Raw genomic sequence first — 21,995 nt, forward strand, 5'->3', positions numbered from 1 at the left:
GCTACGCCTGCGCGGACGTCTCGGCCTGCGGTCCCATCGCGGCGGCCGCGGCCTGGACGTCCATCCACATGACCTCCCAGACGTGCCCGTCGAGGTCGCGGAAGGCCCGGCCGTACATGAAGTCGGTCTTCATCTCCTCCGACCCGGCGGTGATCCAGTCGCTGCCACCGGCGGCGAGCGCGGCATCGACGAGGCGGTCGACGTCGTCGCGGCTCTCGGCGGACACGCTCAGGAGCACCTCGCGGGCCGTGGCGGTGTCGCAGATGTCGCCGGTGATGAAGTCGCGGAAGCGCGCCTCCTCGAGGAGCATGACGTAGGTCTGGTCGTTGATCTCGAGGCAGGCGGTGTTGTCGTCGCAGAACATCTCGTTGAAGGTGAAGCCGAGAGCATCGAAGAACGTGCGGGCGGCAGCCACGTCCTTGACGGACAGGTTGGCGAAGAGCATGCGGGACATCTTCAACTCCTTGTGTGTGAGCGGACGGCCGGCACCTCGTGTGAGGTGTCGAGAAGGTAGACCGTCCGGCTCCGGAAAACTCATCGCGCCGGACGGGATCGCCGAAACCCCGGCACGCATCGGAGCGAGAAACTATGCTCGGCGCCCGGTGCTCCGCGCGCCGAGGTGATGGACCATACCCCTGCGGGTATGTATCCTGGCCTCACCCGGCCGACGGAGACGATCGGCCGCCACCGACACCGCGTCCCTCCTCCCTCCCCCCGAAGGCGGGACGTGGCGCCGGGCGTCACACGCCCGGCGCGGACCCCCTGCCCTCCCTCCCCTCGGGCAGGGGGTTTCGTCGTCTCTCGGGTCCGCCTGCACACCGCTCGGAGCGCAGGAACAAATCCCCCGGCCCGTCGGTTAGAGTAGTTGCATAGTCAACTACATGCCGAAGGAGCCCGCCATGCCCGCGGTGACCGTAGACAACATCCTCACCCTGCCCCGCATCCCGGCCCCCGCACCCGACGCGACCGCCCGTCCGGTCCTCGGCGTGCGGACCGCTCCCGTCGGATACGAGGGCGAAGGCTTCCCGGTACGCCGGGCATTCGCAGGTATCGACCAGCGCTTCCTCGACCCGTTCATCCACATGGACCAGATGGGCGAGGTGCAGTACGCGCCCGGCGAACCAAAGGGCACCCCGTGGCACCCGCACCGTGGATTCGAGACCGTCACCTACATGATCGACGGGATCCTCGAACACAAGGACTCCAACGGCGGGGGCGGCACCATCGGCGGGGGCGACACCCAGTGGATGACCGCGGGCTCGGGGATCCTGCACATCGAGGCGCCGCCGGAACACGTCGTCGCCAGCGGCGGCCTCTTCCACGGCGTGCAGTTGTGGGTGAACCTGCCCCGGAACCACAAGATGGCGCAGCCGCGATACCAGGACATCGCCGGCAGCCACGTAGCCCTGGCCTCCTCGCCCGACGGCGGCGCCCTCGTCCGCGTCGTCGCCGGTGAGATCGGCGGTGTCCGCGGCCCGGGCGTGACCCACACCCCGATCGCCCTCGCACACCTGACCGTCGCGCCGGGCGCGTCGGTGACCCTGCCCTGGCATCGCGAGTACAACGCGCTCGGCTACGTGCTCGCCGGGGACGGCACCGTCGGCGCCGAGCACGCCCCCATCCGGGCGGGACAGACCGCCGTGTTCGGCCCGGACGGCGACAGCGTCACGTTCACCGCCGACCGCACCCAGGACTCGCGCACCGCGTCCCTCGAGGTGTTCCTGCTCGGCGGACGGCCGATCCGCGAGCCCGTCGCGATGTACGGGCCGTTCGTGATGAACACCAAGGCCGAGATCATCCAGGCGTTCGAGGACTTCCAGGCGGGACGTCTCGGGACCATCCCGGCCGGGCACGAACAGCTGCCCTGACGCTGCGCCGACGCGCTCGTACCCTGAACCCGCCGCACCTCACCGAGGAGAATCCATGACCGACGCCACGACTCTCGACATCCGGCGCGCCGAGGACCGGCTGACGACGAACATCTCCTGGCTCGACTCGAAGCACTCGTTCTCGTTCGGCCACCACTACGACCCGGACAACACGCACCACGGGCTGCTGCTGGTCAACAACGACGACACGGTCCTGCCCGGTCAGGGCTTCGACACGCATCCGCACCGCGACATGGAGATCGTGACCTGGGTGCTGCGCGGCAGCCTCGTGCACCAGGACTCGATCGGGCACTCGGGCGTCATCTATCCGGGCCTGGCACAGCGGATGAGCGCCGGAACGGGCATCCTGCACTCGGAGAAGAACGACTCCTGGCGGTTGCCCGGCGCCACCGGCGTGCACGCCGCGGAGCACGCCGAGCTGGTCCGCTTCGTCCAGATGTGGGTGGTGCCGGACGAATCGGGCATCACCCCCGGTTACGAGCAACTCGAGATCGACGACGAGCTCATGCGCGGCGGCCTGGTGCCCGTCGCCACCGGCATCCCCGAGCACCGCGATCACGCCGCCATCCGCATCCACAACAAGTACGCCGGGTTGTCGGTCGCCCGCCTGCAGCCGGGCCGGCCGGTCGTCCTGCCCGATGCCCCCTACCTGCACCTCTTCGTCGCCCAGGGCACAGCCGAGCTCGAAGGCGCCGGAATCCTGCGGGAGGGCGACGCCGTGCGGCTGACCGGCTCCGGCGGACAGCGGGTCCACACCGACACGGCCGCGGAAATCCTCGTGTGGGAGATGCACGCCCGCATCGGCTGACCGGGGTGGGCGCAACGCCCGGCCCCGGCCTCGGTACCGTGACCGAGCGAACCCTCGCTCCGCTCGACCTCAGGATGTCGCCGTGACCGTCACCGCCCCCGAAACCGATCGTCTCAACGCCTTCATGGGCATCGACACCGTGAGCGGGGAGCCGGGCACGGTGTCGTTCCGCCAGCCGCTGGGCGCCCGATTCGTCGACCACCGCGGCCGCACCACCGTCGGATCCGTCGGCGTGTTCACCGACGTCCTTCTCGGCGCCGCCCCGCACCTCGTGTGGCGCGGGCAGGGCCGCGACACCCGGTCCGTCCTGAGCCAGCTCAGCGCCTCGACCGCGAATCCGATGCCGGCCCGGGGGGCTCTGCACGGCACCGGCCGCGCCGTCCACGTGGACGACGCCACCGCGTTGAGCACCGCGCAGATCTGCGACGACGCAGGCGATCTGGTGATCCAGCTGACGGGACGGTCGATGGTCGTGGATCGTCCCGCCGTGTTCGACGCGTTCGCGGACGCGTCCGGACTGGTCCGGCCCGCCCCCGAACCCTGGACGGACCCTTCGGAACTCGCCGAGCGCACCGGCCTCGACACGGTCTCCGGCATCGCCGCCGGAACCGTGGCCCGGGGCCCGCTCGCCGGGCTGCTCGATCTGCGCGTCGGCGCCGTCGAGAAGGGACGCGTCGCCGCGGTCGTACCACCCGCGGAATGGATGGCCAATCCGATGGGCGCCGTGCAGGGTGGGGTCCTGGTCTCCGTCGCCGGCACCGTCGCCGAACTCGCGGCGCAGACCCTCACCGCTGCCGGACAGGAGTACCGGTTGCTGAACCTGACGCTCGACTACCTGCGCTCCCCCGCGGCACCCGGCCCCGACCTTCTCGTCGATGCCCGGGTCACCCGGGCCGGCCGACGGCTCGCCTCGATCGACACGCATCTCACCGCACCCGACGGCGCGGTCCTGGTCCGGGCCCAGGCGAGCGTGCAGCTGCTGGCGCCCTGACGACGGCTCACGAGCGCGGCCGGACGGAGGACCGGTGACGGAACGGGCGTCGGCCGTCAGGCCGCCCGCCGTGCGACGACGACGCCCGCGGCCCCGAGCCGCGGGAACCGCATGTCCGAGATGGGGGTGACACTGCCGAGGCGGTTGGTGACGAAGGCGATGGACAAGCCCGTCTCCGGATCGGCGAACGCGCCGGAGCCGCCGAAGCCGAAGTGACCGATCGACTGCAGCGGCTGTTCCCGCAGGGCGACCCAGCCCGGGTGGTAGCCCAGCCGCCAGTTGGGGCGGATACCGAGCACGTAGTCGCGGCGCCGGGTCTGCACCTCGAGGACCTGTTCGAGGGTTTCCGCCTTCAGCAGCCGCGCTCCGTCGAGTTCGCCGCCGTTCGCCAGCGCCCCGTACATCCGGGCCAGCGCGCGGGCGGTGAAGACCCCGTTCCATCCCGGCATCACCGCGTCGTGCGCGGCGGGGCTGCGGGCCAGCTCGTCGAAGCCTTCGGCCATGCCCGCCTCGGCGACGCCACGCAGCCCGGGCAGCCGCGACAGCACGGTGCCGGTGACCGCCCACGGCGCGGGGGTCGGGTTCAGCCGGGGGAAGACCCGGGCGATGCGGTGCCGCTCGTCCTGCGGCACGTGGAACCAGAATTCGCGCAGACCGAGCGGGCCGGCGATCTCCTGCTCGACCAGTTCGGTGAAGGACAGGCCGGTCACCCGGATGGCGATCTCGGCGACGAGGTTGCCGTAGGTGACGGCGTGATAGCCGGGGCCGGCGAGCCGCCGCGGATCCGGTGCGGCGGCCGCCAGCGCGGCCGCCACCGCATCGGAGTCGAGCAGCCCGAAGCGTCCCGGGACGAGGCCCCGCGCGCGGTGCAGACCGGCGCGGTGGGACATCAGTTCCCGGACGGTGATGGACTCCTTTCCGGCGGCCCCGAACTCGGGCCAGTACGTCGCGACGGGTTCGTCGTAGTCGACGAGTCCGCGCTCGGCGAGCCGGTGCAGCACGGTGCTCGCGACGCCCTTGCCCGTGGAGAACGACAGCGCGACGGTGTCGTGGGTCCACCGCTTGTCCCGGGACGCCCAGCCCGCCCAGATGTCGAGCACCGGCTCGCCGTGCAGGTACGCCGCGAGCGCCCCGCCGCCGTTCCGGGTGTCGCGGAACATCTTGAAGAAGCGGTCGGCGACCGGCAGGAAGCGGGGGTCGACGATCATCTCGGTCGGGGGGTGCTCGCCGTCCACCCGCTTGGCCGCTCCGGCATCGGAACTCATCACGCCACTCCTACCGCAGTCTCCAACTCCGACAGAGACCGCTCCGTCAGAGGTATCAGCGTCGCGATGTCCGGTATTGCTTCCCCGCCGGCCACATATCCGAAACCGATCCGGTCGGCATACGAGCACACCGTGACGTTGAGGGCCATCCCGTCGTAGACGATCGAGACGGGGTACATCTCCTCGAGGTGGGCGCCGTTCCAGTACAGCTCGGTGCGCGGACCGGGCACGTTGGAGATCGGCAGGTTGTACCCGGGCCGCAGCCCCGGGTCGAACGGAAGCATCGGGGCGAGGATGGTCGGCAGGATGCTCGGTGCCGTCACCACCAGCGACGGCACCGGCCCCAGCGCTGCGACGCGGTCCTTGGCGACCTGCATCGAGCGGTGGATCAGCCGCAGCCGGTCGGCCGGGTCGGCGAGATCGGTGCCCAGGGTGCACACCGCCGTTCCGAACGCATTGCCCGCCGTCGCGCCGTCCTGCCGTCCGCGCACCGAGACCGGGCAGATCGCCACGAGGGAGTCGCCGGGGAGTTCGCCGTGCTCGCCGAACCACGAGCGCAACGCCCCGGCCACCACGGCCGTGACGACGTCGTTGCCGGTCACGCCCGCAGCGCGCTCGATCGCGCGCAGTCGCGACTTCGGCCAGCCGGCGGCGACGAAGGCGCGTCCGGCTCCGAGTGGACCGTTGAGCCGGGTGCGGGGCGCCCCGAACGGCAGCACGGTGGTGTCGGTGGTCAGACCCTGCACCGTGGCCCCGACCTGCCCCTCGACCGTCCGGCGAACCAGGCCCACACCGGAGGTGAGCGCCCCGAGGACCGAACGGGCCAGGCCGAGCGGCGTCGGAAGGCCACCGGGCGCGGCGTCGGGCCGCGGGTGCCCGCCGGTGGCGAAGAACGGGGACATCGACCGGCGATCGGGGTCGGGCGACATCGACTCCTCGATCATCCGCAGGCCCGCGATCCCGTCGAGCACCGCGTGGTGGACCTTCGTGTAGAGCGCGAACCGGCCGTCGGGAAGGCCGTCGACGAGGTGGGCCTCCCACATCGGGCGGGAGCGGTCGAGCGGTTCGGCATGCAGCTTCCCCACCAGCTGCCACAGCGCGTCCCGTCCGGCGCCGGGCGGCAGCGACGCCCGCCGCACGTGGTAGCTCAGATCGATGTCGTCCACGTCGCGCCAGGCCCACCACCCGCCGGTGTCCACACCCCGGTGCGCCCGGCGTCGCAGCACCGGATCCACCTCGTCGCCCCGGCCGAGCGCGTCCCGGTAGGCGTCGTCGACGAATCGGGAGCCGGCGTCCTCGGGTGGGTTCAGGATCAGCACCACCCCGACGTGCATGGGGTTCGCCAGCAGCTCTGCCGTCATGAGAACCGCGTCGATCGGGTCCATCAGACCCACTCGCCCACCCCGCTTCCACGTGTCTGTGTGGCTTCGGTCACGGTAACTCGAGCGCGGCGTGTCGCGGGCGGAGACGGCCCGTCGCCCGTACGCAGGCCCGTGCCGGGTGCGGGGAATGGGTGTAAGGATGGACGGCATGACCATCGTGGAGCATCCCCGGGCCCGACACTCGGGCATCGACCTGACCCACCTCGACGAGCGCACCCGAGCGCAGGACGATCTGTTCGAGCACGTCAACGGCCGCTGGCTCGCCGAACACGAGATCCCCGCCGATCGTGCCCTCGACGGCGCATTCCGCACCCTGTTCGACAAGGCCGAGGTCGACGTCCGCACCCTCATCGAGGAGGCGGCCGCGTCCTCGGCCGAGCCGGGCACCGACGCGCAGCGCATCGGTGACCTGTACGCCAGCTTCATGGACACCGAGACCGTCGAGGCGGCGGGCCTGGACCCGATCGCCGGCGAACTGGCCGCCGTGGCGGACGCCGCGGACCGGAACGCGCTCGCGGCGGTGCTCGGCCGGTTGCAGCGCGTCGGGATCGGCGGCGCCGTCGGGCACTACGTGGACACCGACGCGAAGAACTCGGCGCGCTACCTGATGCACACGACGCAGTCCGGTCTGGGCCTGCCCGACGAGTCGTACTACCGCGAGGACGGTCACGCCGAGATCCGGGCACAGTACGTCGCGCACATCGGGCGCATGTTCGAGCTCGCCGGCATCGGGTACGACCCGCAGCGGGTGCTCGACCTCGAGACCCGCCTGGCGGCCGGGCACTGGGACGTGGTCAAGCGGCGCGACGCCGACCTGTCCTACAACCTGGTGACGTTCGAGGCGCTGACGTCCGAGCGACCCGGTTTCGACTGGCGCGGCTGGATCGGCGCGCTCGGGGCCACCGAGGAACAGTGGGCCGAGATCGTGGTCCGCCAACCGGGCTTTCTCGACACGTTCGCGCAGCTGTGGGCCGAGGCGGCCCTCGACGACTGGAAGGCCTGGGCCACCTGGCGGGTCCTGCACTCCCGCGCGCCGTACCTCACCGAGAAGCTCGTCGACGAGAACTTCGCGTTCTACGGCCGCACCCTCACCGGGGCGCAGGAGATCCGCGACCGGTGGAAGCGCGGCGTGGCGCTCGTCCAGGATCTGCTCGGCGAGGCTGTCGGCAAGCTGTACGTCGAACGGCACTTCCCGGCCGAGGCCAAAGACCGCATGCAGCAGCTCGTCGCCAACCTGCAGGAGGCGTACCGGCGCAGCATCGCCGAGCTCGAATGGATGAGCCCGCAGACCCGTGAGGCGGCGCTGCGCAAGCTGGAGAAGTTCACGCCGAAGATCGGCTACCCCGACAAGTGGCGCGACTACTCGGCCGTGACCGTCGCCGCGGACGACCTGGTCGGCAACTACCGCAGCGGCTACGCCGCCGAGTACGACCGTGACCTGGCCAAGCTCGGCGGCCCGGTGGACCGCGACGAGTGGTTCATGACACCGCAGACCGTGAACGCCTACTACAACCCGGGCATGAACGAGATCGTGTTCCCCGCCGCGATCCTGCAACCGCCGTTCTTCGATCTGCATGCCGACGACGCCGCCAACTACGGCGGGATCGGGGCCGTCATCGGGCACGAGATCGGGCACGGCTTCGACGATCAGGGCGCCAAGTACGACGGCGACGGCAATCTCGAGAACTGGTGGACCGACGACGATCGCACCGAGTTCGGTAAGCGCACCGCGGCACTGATCGCGCAGTACGACGAGTTCGAACCGAAGGGACTCGCCGGGCACCGCGTCAACGGCAGCTTCACCATCGGCGAGAACATCGGCGATCTCGGCGGGCTGTCCATCGCGCTGAAGGCGTACGAGATCGCGCTCGACGGAGCCGAACCGCCCGTGATCGACGGCCTCACGGGCCTGCAGCGGGTGTTCTTCGGCTGGGCGCAGGTGTGGCGGACCAAGGTCCGCGACGAGGAGGCGCTGCGCCGGCTCGCCGTGGACCCGCACTCCCCGCCGGAGTTCCGCTGCAACGGGGTGGTGCGCAACATCGACGCCTTCTACGAGGCGTTCGACGTGCACCCCGGCGACGAGTTGTATCTCGACCCGGCGCAGCGCGTGCGGATCTGGTGAGCCGGACGCCGGTGCGCCGCGCCCCCCGACGGGGCGGCGTACCGGCGTCCGACTAGGAACGCGAGGACTGTGGTACGGATACCCCGCGCGAGCCGAACCAGGCCAGCGGGTCCATCTTGGCGCCGCCCGGCTGCCACACCTCGAAGTGCAGGTGCGGCCCGGTGGACTGGCCGCGGTTGCCCATCGTGGCGATCACGTCGCCCGCCCGCACCTGCTGGCCGACCGACACGAGCGACTGGTCGATGTGCCCGTAGACGCCGATCGTGCCGTCGTCCTGCTGGATGCGCACCCATAGTCCGAAGCCGGAGGCGGGGCCGGATTCGATCACGGTGCCGTCGGTGACCGACTTGATCGGCGTGCCGATGGCGTTGGCGATGTCGATGCCGTTGTGCGCCGTTCCCCAGCGGGGCCCGAACCCGGAGGTCAGCGCCCCGATGGTGGGGAAGACGGCACTCGGGCGGCTCGCGAGTTCCTGCGCGATCCGCTCGGCTTCCTCCCGGGCGAGGCGCTCGGCTTCACGCCGGCGCTCCTCGGCCTCCGCGGCGAGGCGGGCGGTCTCGCGCTCGGCGGCGCGCTGCAACTGGTCGACGTACCGGTCGGTGCCGGCGTCCGGGAATTGCAGCACCTGCGGTGCGGTCGAGAGCCCGACGGTCGGCTGCTGCCGTTCGGGGGCGGCCTCGGCCCGGGGCTGCCCGGGGGCGGCCTGGGCCGCGGCGCTGCCGGCCGCGAGCACGGCGCCGACCGCCAGGGGAATGGTCAGCAATCGACGCGCGGGCCCGGTCCGGGTCGAGCGTCGGTGTGCCCCACGCCGAGGCGCTGCGGGTTCGAGTGTTTCGCTGAAGTTGTCACCATCGGGGCGGGCGTACGGGGCCAAACTGCTGTCCTCGACGTTCGAGTAGTCCGTTCAATAACGGATTGGTCACGGTCGAGTCACAGATTAGCGCATGCTTGCGGCTGTGGGTAGCGCCTCCTACCTGACCGAATGTCACATCCGGTCGGTTCAGCGGGCTGTTGCGAAATCGCCGAGGGTCCGCGACCGCGAACCAAAGCGCCGGTCCCGGGGCGGGGTCTCCCGCCCCGGGACCACCGCCTCACACAGCGGCCGGCAACCCGCCCCCACCCACCGCAGCGAGGATCTTGCCGATGTTGTGCACCGCGGCATGAAAACTCCACTCACCACGGGCACGGACCAGTCCCCGGCCGGTGAACCGCCGAAAATTCAGATTGTGTTTGGCATGCCCGAACGGAGTCTCGGCAATGTGAGAACGCTTGCGGTAGGTGGCGATTCCCTCCTCGGTGCGCAACCGGTGGGCCATCACCTCGACCGGTGAAGCCTCGACCGGCGCCGGCCCAGACACCGGTGTGTGCCGGGCCGCGTGTTCGAGGTGGCGGGCCTTGCCGCGGGCGATCAACCGGTCCGGTCCCGGCGCGGTGATGTTGGCTTCGGAGAAGTACCCGGCAGCGGCCACCGCCGCCTGCATCATCGGCACGAACGTCGGCGCATCGGTGGGATTGGCCGCCACCGACACCGCCATGATCAGCCCGTCACCGCTGGTCACGGCCTGACAGTTGAACCCCTGCACCCAGCCGCCACCACGCAACGGTTGCAACCCGGACTCCGGGTCGGTGGTGTTGACCACCCGCTCGGGCCGGCCCTCGGTGTCGGCATCGGCTCGTGCCGCCGCGACCGCAGTCGCCGCCGCCGCTGCGGCGGTGGCACGAGCCAGACGTGCCCGGGCCTTGATCACCTTCGGGTCCTGCCCGGCCGGCCGGATCACCCAGCCACCGTATCGGTGGCCTTTCGCTGCCGCTTCGGCCCGCCGCTGCTCGTACCGCCGAACTTTCGCGGCATGGGCAGCCAGGGTCTTCTCCAACGCCAGTTCCGCTGCCGCGACCGCCGCCGAGGCGGGCGGGGCACCCATCGGCATCTGCCCGCCGCGGGCCTGCTCGAGATACAGACGGGCCGAGGTGTCCTTGTCGGCCCGGGCCTGCTCGTCGGCGGCGCGGGCAGCGTCGAGTGCGGCGATCGCCTCGCTGATCCGCGCTGCCCGTGACCGGGGGTCGGTCAACGCCGGTGGGACCGAACCGGGACCGCGGTCGCCGTGATCGTGGGGTTCGTCTTCGGCGGCATCGGTGGCCGCATGCGCGGCCACCGCTGCCGCCGCCACTGCTCGGGCGTGGGCGGCGGCTTCGGCCCGCACCGACGATTCGGTGCGGTTGGCGCCGGCCGAGGCGTTGGAGGCGATCTTGACCGAGTCCAACGCGATGGTCTCCAGCCGGCCCAGTCCCAGGGCTGCAGCCAGCAGCAGGACCTGGGTGAACAGGTCTTCGCAGGCGGTGGCGTGGGTTTTGCGGAACCGGGCGATCGTCACGTGATCGGGGATGTCCTGGGCGCAGATCACCCGGTAGGCCACGTCCTCGGTGCACAGCCGTTCGATGCGGCGGGAGGAGCGTTCCCCGCGGGACCAGGCCCACACCAGCAAGGTGAGCAGCATGTCCGGGTGGTAGCCGGCACGGCCGGCGCCACCGGTCTTGGCGGTCCGATGGAATGCGGTGGTGTCGATCCGGTCGATGATGTCGATGACCGTCCACACGGGATGGTCGGTGCCGAGCCAGTCGCGCATGTCCGGGGGGATCCGGAACTGCTGGTCACGATCGACGGGTCGATATCCTTTGGCCACCAACGGATTCTACACGAAACCGCAGGTCAGCCCCGCCGTGACATGACGGGGCCGACCCACGATTCTGCAACAACCCCTCAGACCGACGCGATGTGACATTCGGTCCACAGCGGCCGGCTCCCGCCGGGGGCCGCCTCGCTCAGCCGTCCGCCACCTGACGCGACGACCCGCCGTCGGAAGCCCGGGTGCGGGCCCGCTCGGCCAGCACCGTGTCCAGCCAGTCGAACATCCGCTGATCGGTGAGAGCGCGGGCGAGGGGCTGGCAGTGGAAGTTGGCGCCCTCCGCAGCGGTGAACGCGACGAGTTCCGTCACCCCCGGTAGCCCGTCCGCGAGCCGGCGGGACTGGCCGGGCCAGAACTGCTCGTCCTCCGGATCGGTGACCAACAGCGGCGTCGTGATCGAGCCGGCGAGGTCGCCGAGCCGGTACTTCAGCACCTCGGTGAGGGTGTCGAAGTACGAGTCCATCCGACGGTAGGGGCGCGCCCGGAACCGCCAGGTGCGTTCGAGCCGGCCCGACAGCCGCATGCCGAAGGCCATGTCCCGGTCGAACTTCTCCCGGTCGCTCTTCTCGAGCAGCTCGATCATGTTCTTCGGCATGTGGGCGAGCCACGACGCGGCCACGTCGACCACACCCGGGTCGGCGATTGCGGCGGCGATCCGGTGCTCGAAGGCCAGTGCGCGCGGAACCCAGTATCCGCCCTGGCTGATCCCGTAGAGGGCGATGCGCGACCCGTCGACCTCCGGGTACCGGAGGAGGAAGTCCACGATCGGGGTGATCACCGCCTCCCAGTCGTGCCGGAACGGCACGCCGCGCTCGAACAGCATGGACTGCTGGCCCGGTCCGTCGAAGAACAGCACGTTGTAGCCGCGCGCCAGGGCGCCGGCCCCGGCGGCGGTCCACAGGCTGCTGATCGGTCCGTCGCTGCCGTTGTTCAGGATCAGCGTGGGGCGGGGCTCGCGGGTCTCCTCACCGAGCGGACGCAGCAGGTAGCCCGGCAGGAAGCCGTCCTCGTAGGGGATGTCGACCCGTTCGGCCGGGTGCGGGGTGGTCTCGACGAACCGGTCCCACGCCGCCCGATGCTGCCGGAACGTCGGCAGCAGCGGGCCGTCGTCGCCCAGCCCGTCGACAGAGTTGACCGCGGTGGCGAAATACGTTGCCGCACGCAGGTATGCACCCGCGGCACTGACCGCGTGCCCGGCCTCGGCGGAGGCGTCGGCGAGGCGTCGGACGCGAGTGCCGAGCGCAACCCAGGCGTCGAACCACTTCTCGTGGTCCTTCTCGCCCAGCGGGGCGATCGTGGCGAGCACCTCGCCGACGTCCGCCGCGCCGTGCACAGCCTGCCCGAGCAGGAAACGGACGTCGAAGTCGAAGTCCTCGTCGCGGTAGAAACCTGCCGTGAACGCCTGGTGGGGATGCGCAAAGAAGGACGCGGGCATGTGAGCTCCCTCGGGCGGTGGCGGGGCACACCCACCGTACGCCCGAACCGGTCGTCCGGCTCGATTTCCGGTCACAGGCGGTGCAGTGCGACCTCGCCCAGTGCGCCGTCGGCGACGGCGGCGGTCATGAAGGAGCAGAACGGTTGTCGCCGGCGGTCCGTCGGCGACCCCGGGTTCAGCAGCCGCAGCCCCGTGGCCGTGGTGGTGTCCCACGGGATGTGGCTGTGCCCGAACACCAGGACGTCGGTGTCCGGATACGCCGCCGACATCCGCCGGTCGCGGCCCGCCGAGGCTCCGGTCTCGTGGACGACGGCGAAGCGCACATCCTCCAGCGTCACGCGTGCGATCTCGGGCATCCGGCCCCGCAATTCGGCACCGTCGTTGTTGCCCCAGCACGCGACCAACCGGGCCGCCCGCGCGGACAGGGCGTCGAAGAGGGCGATATCGACCCAGTCACCGGCGTGCAGCACCACATCGGCGCGGTCGACCTCCTCCCACACCCGCGCCGGCAGGTCCCGCGCGCGGACGGGGACGTGGGTGTCGGCCAGCAGCAGCAACCTCATGCGACCAGTGTGCCGCCCACCGGGACATCCGAGGTTTCGCACGGCTCCCACCGGGCACCCGGCCCCGAGTACGCGACGAACGCATACACGACGAACGATGCCCACGGCGGACGGCGGGCACCACCGGGAGGAACACCATGGCCAACGTCGCCGACGGGATTGTCGACCGGCTCCGGGCCTGGGGCGTGCACCGCGTCTTCGGTTACGCCGGAGACGGTATCGACCCCATCCTGGCCGCGCTCGACCGCGCGGGCGAGCACATCGAACTCGTCACGGCCCGGCACGAGGAGATGGCCGCGTTCATGGCAACCGGCCACGCCAAGTACACCGGCGAGGTGGGAGTGTGCCTGGCCACCCAGGGACCGGGGGCGGTGCATCTGCTCACCGGGCTGTACGACGCCAAACTGGACGGCAAGCCGGTGGTGGCGATCGTCGGGCACGTGGTGACGACGGCCCAGGGCAGCGGCTACCAGCAGGAAGTCGCGCTGCCCACCCTGTTCAAGGACGTGTGCGCCCAGTACGTGCAGACCCTCGACACCCCCGAACAGCTCGGCGCGGTACTCGACAACGCGTTCCGCACCGCCCGGGCGACCTCGAGCCCGACGTGCGTGATCGTCCCGCACGACGTGCAGCAGGCGGGCGTCGCGGAGGACGAGCACACGCACGGCGTGGTTCCCAGCGCCGCGACGGTCGCGGTCCCGCGGGTCCTGCCCACCGACGCCGACCTCGACCGGGCCGCCGACCTGCTGAACTCCGGGCAGCGGATCGCGCTGCTCGTCGGCCAGGGCGCATACGGTGCGGCCCGGGAGATCGACGAACTCGCCGACCTGCTCGGTGCGGGGGTGACGACGTCGCTGCTCGGCAAGCCGGTGATCGACGAGTCCCGGGACTGGGCCTGTGGCGTCATGGGGCATCTCGGAACCACCGCCGCGGCGGACCTGACGACCGGCTGCGACACCCTGCTGATCGTGGGCAGCAACGACCCGTGGACGGAGTTCTATCCCGCTCCGGGCCAGGCGCGGGCCGTGCAGATCGACATCGAAGCCCGCAACCTCGGTGCCAAGTACCCCGTCGAGGTGCCGCTCGCCGGAGACGCCCGCGAAACCCTGCATGCCCTGCTGCCGCGGCTGCACCGGACCGACCGTCCGTGGCGCCGCGATGTCGAGCAGATGGTCCGGACCTGGCGGCGGATCGCCGCCGCACGATGCGCGGAGCCCGCGGACGGGCTCGATCCGCAGGCGGTCGTCGCGGCCCTGTCCGATCACCTCCCACCCGACACCCAGGTGGCCGTGGATGTCGGCTCGGTCGTGTACTGGTACGCCCGGTTCCTGCGACTGCCACCGGGGGTGCCGGCACACCTGTCGAGCACCCTCGCCTCGATGGGGTCCGCGATGCCGTACGGGCTGGCCGCCAAGCTCGCCCACCCGGATCGCCCGGTGGTCGCGCTGGCCGGGGACGGCGCCATGCAGATGAACGGCATCTCGGAGCTCATCACTCTCGCCCACCGCTGGCGTGACTGGGCCGATCCCCGCTTCGCCGTCCTCGTCCTCGACAACGGCGACCTCACCGAGGTGTCCTGGGAGCAGCGGGAAATGGAGGGCGACGCCCGCATCCCCGCCTCGCAGACCGTCCCGCCGTTCCCCTACGCCGACTACGCCCGCCTGCTCGGTCTCGAAGGCATCCGGGTCGATCGGCCCGAGGACGTCGACGAGGCATGGCGCACCGCCCTGACCGCCGACCGTCCGGTGCTGATCCAGGCGGTCGTCGACCCGGCCACCCCGCTGCTGCCACCGCGTGCCTCCGCCGACAAGGTCAAGACGATGCTCGACGCCCTCGAGCGGGAGGGCGCCCACACGGCCGCACAGCGGCTGCGCCGGCAGCGCGAGCAGGAAACAGCGAACTGACCTCGGCGGTCGGACGAGGTTCCACCTCGGCGGTCGGACGAGGTTCCACCTCGGCGGTCAGACGAGGTTCCACCTCGGCGGTCAGACGAGATTTCGCGGGATCCGGCGGTGCCAGTTCTGCGAGTGGACCCGATTCTCCACCGGCCGCGGATCGACGTCCGGATTCCCCAACTCGAACGCGTCCAGTCGCGCGTCGATGATGAATTCGTCTGCCGTGCAGCGCAGCACGGTGTTCGTCGTGATCTCGGTACGCCAGTCGCCGCGTTCGAGGCGGCGCACGGTCCGCGTCTCGCCCCGTACGGAATCGACGTCGTTGCCCCGGAAACTGAACCATTCGGTGGTGGCGCGGCGGACCGTCGTGCCGACGTCGTCGAGCAGGATCGTGCCCTGATCGTTCTCGATCTCGAGGGTGGAGACCCCGGTCGCCAGATCCCGTTCGACCTTCCAGTGGTGCCTGCCCGGTTCCAGGTGCGTCGCGGGCGCCTCGGGAGCAACCTCGGGGGGACCGAACGCTCGTAGTCTCTCGTCGTCCCCGGGACGCTGGGGGCGGTGGGGCAGCGTCAGGGTGCTGGTTCCCGTATTCACCGTCAGCATCACAGGTTCCGGCGACGGCCATGCCAGCGGCCAGTACGACGAGGACACGGACAACCGGATGCGATGGCCGGCGGGGAACGAATGCGCCATTCCGTTGAGCGGGACACGCACGTGATACGTCCGGCCCGGCTCGAGGGGTTGCGGGTCGCCGCTGCCGTCGCGGTGGGTGAGATTCAGCAGGCCGTAGGTGACGCGGGTGGCCTCGCCGTTCGGCGCCACATCCGACAGACGCGCCGCCACCATCGCATTGGGCCGGTCCGCCGACACGTCCAACTCGAGCGTCGGCAGCCCGAACACCTCGAAGGTGTCGCCGAGCGGTTCGGTCTCGAACACCAGCGATCCGCCGTCGTCCTCCCGCTGATCGCCCGGCAGGTCCGGCGTCGCGGCATACGAGGCCCACTTGCCGGCGAACATGCCCACGCTGAGCGGCGACTGCAGCCGGATCCGATGGTGATCGGCTTCCTCGGCGGGCTTGTCGGACAACGAATGCCGGGTCAGGGTGTATCGCCGGTCCTCGATGTTCGGGGACGGCCAGCACGGTTCCGACACCCAGCGACCGGGCCGGTCCGCGTACGACGGCTGCGGCGGGATGCTGTCCTGCATCCAGGCCCGCAACACCGGCTCGTCCATGATCCCGGTGTCGCGGCCCTTGAGCCAGTGGTCCCACCAGCGGACGAGTTCCTGCAGGAACCCGATCGCCGGGCCGGGCACGCCCAGGTGCGGATACCGGTGCCCCCACGGGCCGATCAGACCGAGACGCGGAACGTGCAGATGCTCGAGCAACCGGAAGATCGCGTTGGTGTAGCCGTCGGCCCAGCCGCCCACCGCGAGCACCGGACACTCCACGTCGCCGTAGTTCTCGTTCACCGACGCGCGCTTCCAGTAGTCGTCGCGGTGCTGATGCCCGAGCCACTTCTCGATCCACAATCCGCTGCCGGACAGGCGCTCGTGCCACATCTCCCGCCACCGGTCACCGACGATCGCCGGATCCGGGGGCAGGCTGTTGAACGCGAACATCACCGTTGCCTCGGACAGGTTGTCCGAGAGCAGGCATCCGCCCATGTAGTGCATGTTGTCGACGTACAGATCCTCGGTGGCGGAGGCACTGACGATCGCCTTGAGCGCCGGCGGGCGGCGGGCGGCCACCTGCAGGCTGTTGAACCCACCCCACGAGATGCCCATCATGCCGACGTTGCCGTCGCACCACGGCTGTTCGGCGAGCCACGCGATGACGTCGCAGGCGTCGTCGTGCTCGGCGTCCAGATACTCGTCGGCGAGCACCCCGTCGGAGTCGCCGCTGCCACGCATGTCCACGCGCACGGACACGTAGCCGTGCCCGGCGAGATAGGGGTGGTTGAGGGCATCCCGCGCCCGGGTCAGGTCCCGCTTCCGGTACGGGATGTACTCGAGCACCGCCGGGAGCGGTTCGTCGGTGATCGGTCGCCACATCCGGGCGGCCAGGCGCGCGCCGTCGCGCATGGGAATGAACACGTTCTCGACGTCTCGCACCTCGTACGGGAACGACTCGACCGTGTGCACTAGGTGACCTCCTCGAATTCGAAGGGCAGTGCCTCGAGGCAGTCGCGGTACCGCTGCTCCAGTTCGTCGTGACCGGAAGCGCCGAGGTAGAGGGTGGCGAGCTTGTACCGGTAGGCGTCCTGGTTGGGCAGGTCCGACAGCCGGGTGCCGGGCCGCACATCGATCCGCACGACCGTACCGGGGAAACGTGCCTGCAGCGCGGCGATCTCACTCTCGCTCGGGACGCGGGTGACGATGCCGTCGTCGTAGCGGGGCACCATGCACTGGGCCGCCACCGCGAACTCGCCCTGCCGGTGCGGCATCCGCGGCCGGCGGCCGAGGGCGACGTCGATGGCCACCGCGTGGTTGGACGCTCCGTCCACCTTCGCGAACAGGTCGCTGTGCGACTGCGAGATGCGGGTGTTCACCTCGATGAGCCACAGTTTGCCCGTCTCGGCGTCCCACATGAATTCGGAGTTGAAGCAGCCGTTGTCGTAACCGGTGTGCCGCAGATAGCGCTCGGTGACGTCGATCATCTGCTGCTGCACCTCGGGCGGGACGGTGCGCGCGGGATAGTCGAGATGATCGAAGCTGTGGCCGGCCTCGTCCTTGCGCATGTCGAACACGCCGTGCACCCCGAACTCCCCTTGGAAGATCGACCCTTCCGGTGCAGCCTGCGTCCCGGTGACGATCTGTTCGGCCAGGCAGGTGCGTGCGCCCGCGGCACGCGCCTCCGCCGGGACGTCCACGTGAGCCAGCGCCTGGTCGAAGGGACTCGCGATGCGGCCGATCTCCTCTCGGATGCGGGCGGTGGCGGAGGCGAACTCCTCGGCGTTCGAGACCTCGAATCCCAGCTGGGACGAGTGCGCCTTGATCGGCTTGACCCAGAACGGGAACGGGACGTCGATCTTGTCGAGTGCCTCGGGGTCGAAGGGATCGAAGGCGTCGAAGGCCGGCACACACTCGGGCACGACCTCGCGTTGCAGGATGCGGCTCCACAGCTTGTGTTCGCTGCGGATCACACTCTCGAGGCTCGGGGACGGCAGGCCGCGTTCGGCCGCGAGAACGGGCACGAGCACGCTGGTCGGAAAGTCCCAGTGGGCGATGATCGCGTCGACACTGCCCTCGAAGGAATCGAGCTCCTTGTCCGCTCTCTCGAGCAAGGCGTCGAAGTCGAAGCTGTCGGCGGAGACCAGCGACTCGTAGTCGAGCAACCCGTGGAGGGTGAACCCTTCGGGAACCTCGACGGTGCCGAGCTCTCCGCGCTGCAGATCGGTCAGTCCGGGTACGAAAATGTTCTTACTCATCGTGAACGGGCTATCCCCGTCCGGTCGCCCCGAAACCTCGGCCGTCCGTTCGGACCGTATTGCGGAGATCGTCGGACTTCGTGCCGCGACGGTCGACGGCCGGTTCGGGGACAACTCGTCGATGCGGGTATACCGGCGGCCGGCTCGGGGTATGTCTTCCCGACAGCAACGGAGGACAGCGCAGTGGATCGGTACATGAGGGCTTCGTTCGATCAGCAGTTGCGCGATCTCACCGATCGGCTCCGGGGCCTCGCCGAACTCGCGGCGAAGGCGCTGGAGCTGTCGACACGCGCGCTGCTCGACGGCGACGTCGTCGCGGCCGAGGAAGCGCTCGACCTCGGCGAGGACATCGAGACATTGCACACGGAGTGCAGCGAGCGGGCCGTGGCGATCCTCGCGTTGCAGCATCCGGTGGCCGGGGATCTCCGGTTCGTGTTCTCCGCGGTGCGCATGAGCAGCGATCTGGCGCGTATGGGCCAGCTCGCCCTGCACATCGCGCGCGCAGCCCGGCGCCGCACCCCCGGCGAGCTCGTCCCCGATCAGGTCCGGGGCGACATCACCCGGATGGGTGAGCTCACGGCCACGATGGTCCGCGCCCTGTGCGATGCCTTCCGCGAGCCGAAGCTGGAGCCGGCCTCGCAGATCCGGAACACCGACGCAGAACTCGACCTCGTCCACGCCCGCGTCCTCGGGACCCTGCAGGACCCGTCCTGGACGCACGGCGTGACCCCCGCCGTCGACCTCGCCCTGGTGGCACGCTTCTACGAACGCTTCGGTGACCAGGCCGTGGACGTGGCCGAACGGGTCGTCTTCCTGATCACCGGACGTCGCCCCGACGGCGATCCAGCTCTACCCGGGCGGCCCTGAGAATGTGCCCGGGCCGGTCCGGGTTCACGGTCCGTTCGAGGTCGGCGACGAACTCCTCCACGCGCTCCGTGGGCCACGATTCCAGGCCCCGGCCCGTGCGCTCGGGGTAGGCGGCATGGACGACGTCGAGGATCCGGTGCGCCAGCCGGCTCGCGTCCGCCACGTCGAGACGGTGGGTCGTGCCGTTCAGTGTGACGTCCAGCCCGTCGCCGGTGTCGGTCACGGCAAAGGTGGTCATGTGCGCCTCCTGTGCTCCCCCGCGTGAGGTTACTCGAGACGACCACCCGCCGACCACCGATGACGTGTCGGCGCCCGGCGAGTGGGTACTCGCCGGTCATGAGCATTCCCGCACACGAGCGGCTCGCGATCGTCACCGGTGCCGATTCCGGAATCGGCAAAGCCACGGCCGAGGCGCTGGCGTCGGAAGGATTCGACGTGGGCATCACGTTCCATACCGACGACGCCGGCGCCCGGAACACCCGGGAGGGGATCGAGGAGCGCGGCCAGCGCTGCTTCGTCGTCCGCCAGGATCTGACCAGTCCGGACACCGCCGACGTCGTCGACACGCTCGCCGAGAAGCTCGGCGGGCTGGGTGTTCTGGTCAACAACGCCGGAACCGGGCACATGGACCGGGTCCTCGACCTCGGCTACGAGACGTGGCGCGAGGTGCTCGCGACGGACCTCGACGGTCCGTTCCTGTGCGCCCAGCGCGCGGCCCGCCGGATGATCGCCGGTGGCCGCGGGGGCCGGATCATCAACGTCACGAGCGTGCACGAGCACATCCCCCGGCTCGGGGCCGCCGCCTACTGCAGCGCCAAGGCCGGCCTGGGCATGCTCACCAAGTGCCTCGCACTGGAGCTGAGCCGGCACGGGATCCTCGTCAATGCGGTTGCGCCCGGCGAGATCTCGACACCGATGACGGGCATGGACGCGTCGCAGGCGTTTCACGAGGACCGTCCCGGAAATCCGGTCGGCCGGCCCGGGCACGTCCACGAAGTCGCCTCGGCCATCGCGTTTCTCGCCTCGCCGCGCTCGTCGTACCTCACGGGCGGTTCGATCCCCGTCGACGGCGGGCTGATGCTCATGGCCGCGCACGGTCACGACATGACCGAGGAGAGCCGGCGCGAGATCTGACGTCACACCGGCTCGACGTCCGGCAGCCGCCACGTCCTGTCGAACCACGGTGCGAGGGGACCGTACAGCCGGAACATGGCCCACCAGCTCTTGCCGGGCACGGTCTGGATCCAGTTGTGGCCGTCGTCGGGCTGCTCCGGACCGAAGCGGATGTCGACGGAACCGTCGTCGTTCGTGGTGAAATCGCGGTCCTGGCTCGTCACCGACGGCCACTCCTGCCCGGTCTGCAGCATGGACCGGGTCTGGGTGTCGTAGACGAGGACCGACCAGAAATCGGCTGCCGGAACGTCCGCAGGGACGCGGAGCCGGTAGGCGCTTCCGCCGTCGAACGGGGCCCCCTCGGAGTCGACGCAGGCGACGACGTACTGGGAGCCGGCGCCGACCTTCTCGACGTCCTCTGCCGGACTGATGCCGATGACCGAGAAGTTGAACTGCGCGGCCGCGTCGAGCAGGGCGACCCCGTCCTCCTCGAACCGGTGGCCGCCGAGGAAGATGGCGCGCCAGGCACCGCCCGGGTGGCGGTAGGCCGCCGGCTCCCGGAACCGGTAGGTGAGGGCGCGACCGGTGGCGTCGCCCACCGCGGCGGCCTCGGTGAGGATCGCCCGCATGCGCTCGTCGGGGTCGAACGGCCGGCCACGCCGGATGCCGATCGAGGCGAAGAATCCGAGGGTGAGCGGATCCGACGACTCGGCCGGCTCGGACTGCACCACCTCGTCGAGCATCTCCCACGCCCGGAAGTCGGCGGGCGGGACGCCGACCATCGGTTCCGGCGACACGTTCACGAACCGCATGGACGGTGGACGATCGGCGAGGGCGAGAGGGTAGGCCCGGGTCCGGGCCTTGACGACCTCGACGGCGGGGTGGGGATCGCCGTGCTCGTCGAGGAAACCCCGCGCGAACAGCACCATCCCGAAGCTGTCGGTCCGCACCACGAAGTAGCCGTCGGGGACCTCACCGTCGTAGCCCGGGGGCAGCAGCAGGTAGGCGCCGCCCTCACCCTTGTCGGGGCCGGACACGCCGACGTCGGCCACCCAGCGTCCCCAGCTGTCGTTGATCGCCCCCAGCACACCGGGCGGCGCCTCGACCACGAGCGGACCGTCGCGCAGGTCGATCCAGATGGCGGTGTAGGAGGTACTCGTGTTCGCCGTGAGCCAGACGGTGCACGGGTGCATCAGGTCTTCGAAGACGTACGCCGTCGAATTGACCGGGCCCCACTTCAGCAGGGCCGTGCGCATTGCTTGTATGTTCAGCACCGGCAGAGCCAGCAGGTATGCCTGGACGGCGCGCTGGAAGTCCAGGTTGTCGAACAACGTCCGGACCGTCGCGTCGTCCGGAACGCCGTCGAAGAACCGCAAGGTGCCCACCCGGGTGTGCACCTGGTCCGGCGACTCGATGCCGGGCGGGATGGGGGTTGCCTTCGTCATCGCCGGCCTCCTCGTCACGATGCCCGACTCCGACGCTACGAATCCCTGCACCGGCCCTCAAGGGCCGAAAGCCCACAGTTCGGCCCCTGCCCGTCGTTCGCCCCTGAG

At 70.4% G+C, this 21,995-nt stretch carries 18 protein-coding genes; 7 read left to right on the forward strand and 11 right to left on the reverse strand.

The genetic code is table 11. From position 1 onward, the window contains the following. Position 1: 1 nt before the first annotated feature. On the reverse strand, positions 2-454 hold the full coding sequence (locus tag RR3_RS17475; protein WP_010593600.1) for a VOC family protein: 453 nt from the start codon (positions 452-454) through the stop codon (positions 2-4). A gap of 445 nt (positions 455-899) precedes the next feature. On the opposite strand from RR3_RS17475, the gene RR3_RS17480 reads away from it, so the two are divergent. The 3 genes from RR3_RS17480 (at position 900) to RR3_RS17490 (ending at position 3,688) form a co-directional block, all read left to right on the forward strand. Next, entirely contained in the window at positions 900-1,868 is a 969-nt protein-coding gene (locus RR3_RS17480) for a pirin family protein (RefSeq protein WP_010593601.1), read from the forward strand. Between the two features lie 55 nt (positions 1,869-1,923). After that, entirely contained in the window at positions 1,924-2,697 is a 774-nt protein-coding gene (locus tag RR3_RS17485) for a pirin family protein (RefSeq protein ID WP_059174328.1), read from the forward strand. 82 nt (positions 2,698-2,779) lie between these two features. After that, complete coding sequence (locus RR3_RS17490) at positions 2,780-3,688, forward strand: PaaI family thioesterase (protein WP_010593603.1); 909 nt, start codon at positions 2,780-2,782, stop codon at positions 3,686-3,688. A gap of 56 nt (positions 3,689-3,744) precedes the next feature. Here RR3_RS17490 and RR3_RS17495 read toward each other — a convergent pair whose 3' ends face one another. Both RR3_RS17495 and RR3_RS17500 read right to left on the reverse strand, forming a co-directional pair. Further along, positions 3,745-4,953 (reverse strand): serine hydrolase domain-containing protein, encoded by a 1,209-nt coding sequence (locus tag RR3_RS17495; protein ID WP_064066686.1) that lies wholly within the window; start codon positions 4,951-4,953, stop codon positions 3,745-3,747. Beyond that, on the reverse strand, positions 4,953-6,347 hold the full coding sequence (locus RR3_RS17500; RefSeq protein ID WP_064066685.1) for a WS/DGAT/MGAT family O-acyltransferase: 1,395 nt from the start codon (positions 6,345-6,347) through the stop codon (positions 4,953-4,955). The genes RR3_RS17495 and RR3_RS17500 overlap by 1 nt, the downstream gene beginning before the upstream one ends. A gap of 136 nt (positions 6,348-6,483) precedes the next feature. Between RR3_RS17500 and RR3_RS17505 the strand changes: the two genes are divergently transcribed. Beyond that, entirely contained in the window at positions 6,484-8,457 is a 1,974-nt protein-coding gene (locus RR3_RS17505) for a M13 family metallopeptidase (protein WP_017681969.1), read from the forward strand. Positions 8,458-8,509: 52 nt separating this feature from the next. On the opposite strand, the gene RR3_RS17510 is transcribed toward RR3_RS17505, so the two are convergent. The 4 genes from RR3_RS17510 to RR3_RS17525 form a co-directional block, all read right to left on the reverse strand. After that, positions 8,510-9,220: a M23 family metallopeptidase gene (locus RR3_RS17510; protein ID WP_010593608.1), complete on the reverse strand. Its 711-nt coding sequence runs from the start codon at positions 9,218-9,220 to the stop codon at positions 8,510-8,512. 328 nt (positions 9,221-9,548) lie between these two features. Further along, positions 9,549-11,138, reverse strand: a complete 1,590-nt coding sequence (locus RR3_RS17515; RefSeq protein ID WP_064066684.1) for a transposase — start codon at positions 11,136-11,138, stop codon at positions 9,549-9,551. Between the two features lie 139 nt (positions 11,139-11,277). Beyond that, complete coding sequence (locus RR3_RS17520) at positions 11,278-12,576, reverse strand: alpha/beta hydrolase family protein (protein ID WP_064066683.1); 1,299 nt, start codon at positions 12,574-12,576, stop codon at positions 11,278-11,280. A gap of 71 nt (positions 12,577-12,647) precedes the next feature. Next, positions 12,648-13,139: a metallophosphoesterase family protein gene (locus RR3_RS17525; protein WP_064066682.1), complete on the reverse strand. Its 492-nt coding sequence runs from the start codon at positions 13,137-13,139 to the stop codon at positions 12,648-12,650. A gap of 137 nt (positions 13,140-13,276) precedes the next feature. On the opposite strand from RR3_RS17525, the gene RR3_RS17530 reads away from it, so the two are divergent. Next, positions 13,277-15,043: a thiamine pyrophosphate-requiring protein gene (locus tag RR3_RS17530; protein ID WP_064066681.1), complete on the forward strand. Its 1,767-nt coding sequence runs from the start codon at positions 13,277-13,279 to the stop codon at positions 15,041-15,043. Positions 15,044-15,124: 81 nt separating this feature from the next. Here the strand turns inward: RR3_RS17530 and RR3_RS17535 are convergent, their stop codons facing one another. Continuing rightward, a complete protein-coding gene (locus tag RR3_RS17535; protein WP_017680764.1) occupies positions 15,125-17,176 on the reverse strand; it encodes a CocE/NonD family hydrolase in 2,052 nt (683 codons plus the stop codon). Further along, entirely contained in the window at positions 17,176-18,462 is a 1,287-nt protein-coding gene (locus RR3_RS17540) for an ATP-grasp domain-containing protein (protein ID WP_064066680.1), read from the reverse strand. Before RR3_RS17540 ends, RR3_RS17535 begins: the two co-directional genes overlap by 1 nt. Before the next feature lie 195 nt (positions 18,463-18,657). Here RR3_RS17540 and phoU point away from each other — a divergent pair, with 195 nt between their 5' ends. Further along, on the forward strand, positions 18,658-19,329 hold the full coding sequence (gene phoU, locus RR3_RS17545) for a phosphate signaling complex protein PhoU (RefSeq protein ID WP_010593614.1): 672 nt from the start codon (positions 18,658-18,660) through the stop codon (positions 19,327-19,329). Here phoU and RR3_RS17550 read toward each other — a convergent pair. Continuing rightward, entirely contained in the window at positions 19,280-19,567 is a 288-nt protein-coding gene (locus tag RR3_RS17550; RefSeq protein ID WP_010593615.1) for a hypothetical protein, read from the reverse strand. The genes phoU and RR3_RS17550 overlap by 50 nt on opposite strands. Before the next feature lie 98 nt (positions 19,568-19,665). On the opposite strand from RR3_RS17550, the gene RR3_RS17555 reads away from it, so the two are divergent. Beyond that, a complete protein-coding gene (locus RR3_RS17555) occupies positions 19,666-20,463 on the forward strand; it encodes an SDR family oxidoreductase (RefSeq protein WP_064066679.1) in 798 nt (265 codons plus the stop codon). A gap of 2 nt (positions 20,464-20,465) precedes the next feature. On the opposite strand, the gene RR3_RS17560 is transcribed toward RR3_RS17555, so the two are convergent. Continuing rightward, positions 20,466-21,887, reverse strand: a complete 1,422-nt coding sequence (locus RR3_RS17560) for a DUF1254 domain-containing protein (protein WP_064066678.1) — start codon at positions 21,885-21,887, stop codon at positions 20,466-20,468. Positions 21,888-21,995: the final 108 nt, after the last annotated feature.

It is taken from the genome of Rhodococcus ruber NBRC 15591, from assembly GCF_001894945.1.
In the GTDB taxonomy this organism is placed as follows: domain Bacteria; phylum Actinomycetota; class Actinomycetes; order Mycobacteriales; family Mycobacteriaceae; genus Rhodococcus; species Rhodococcus ruber.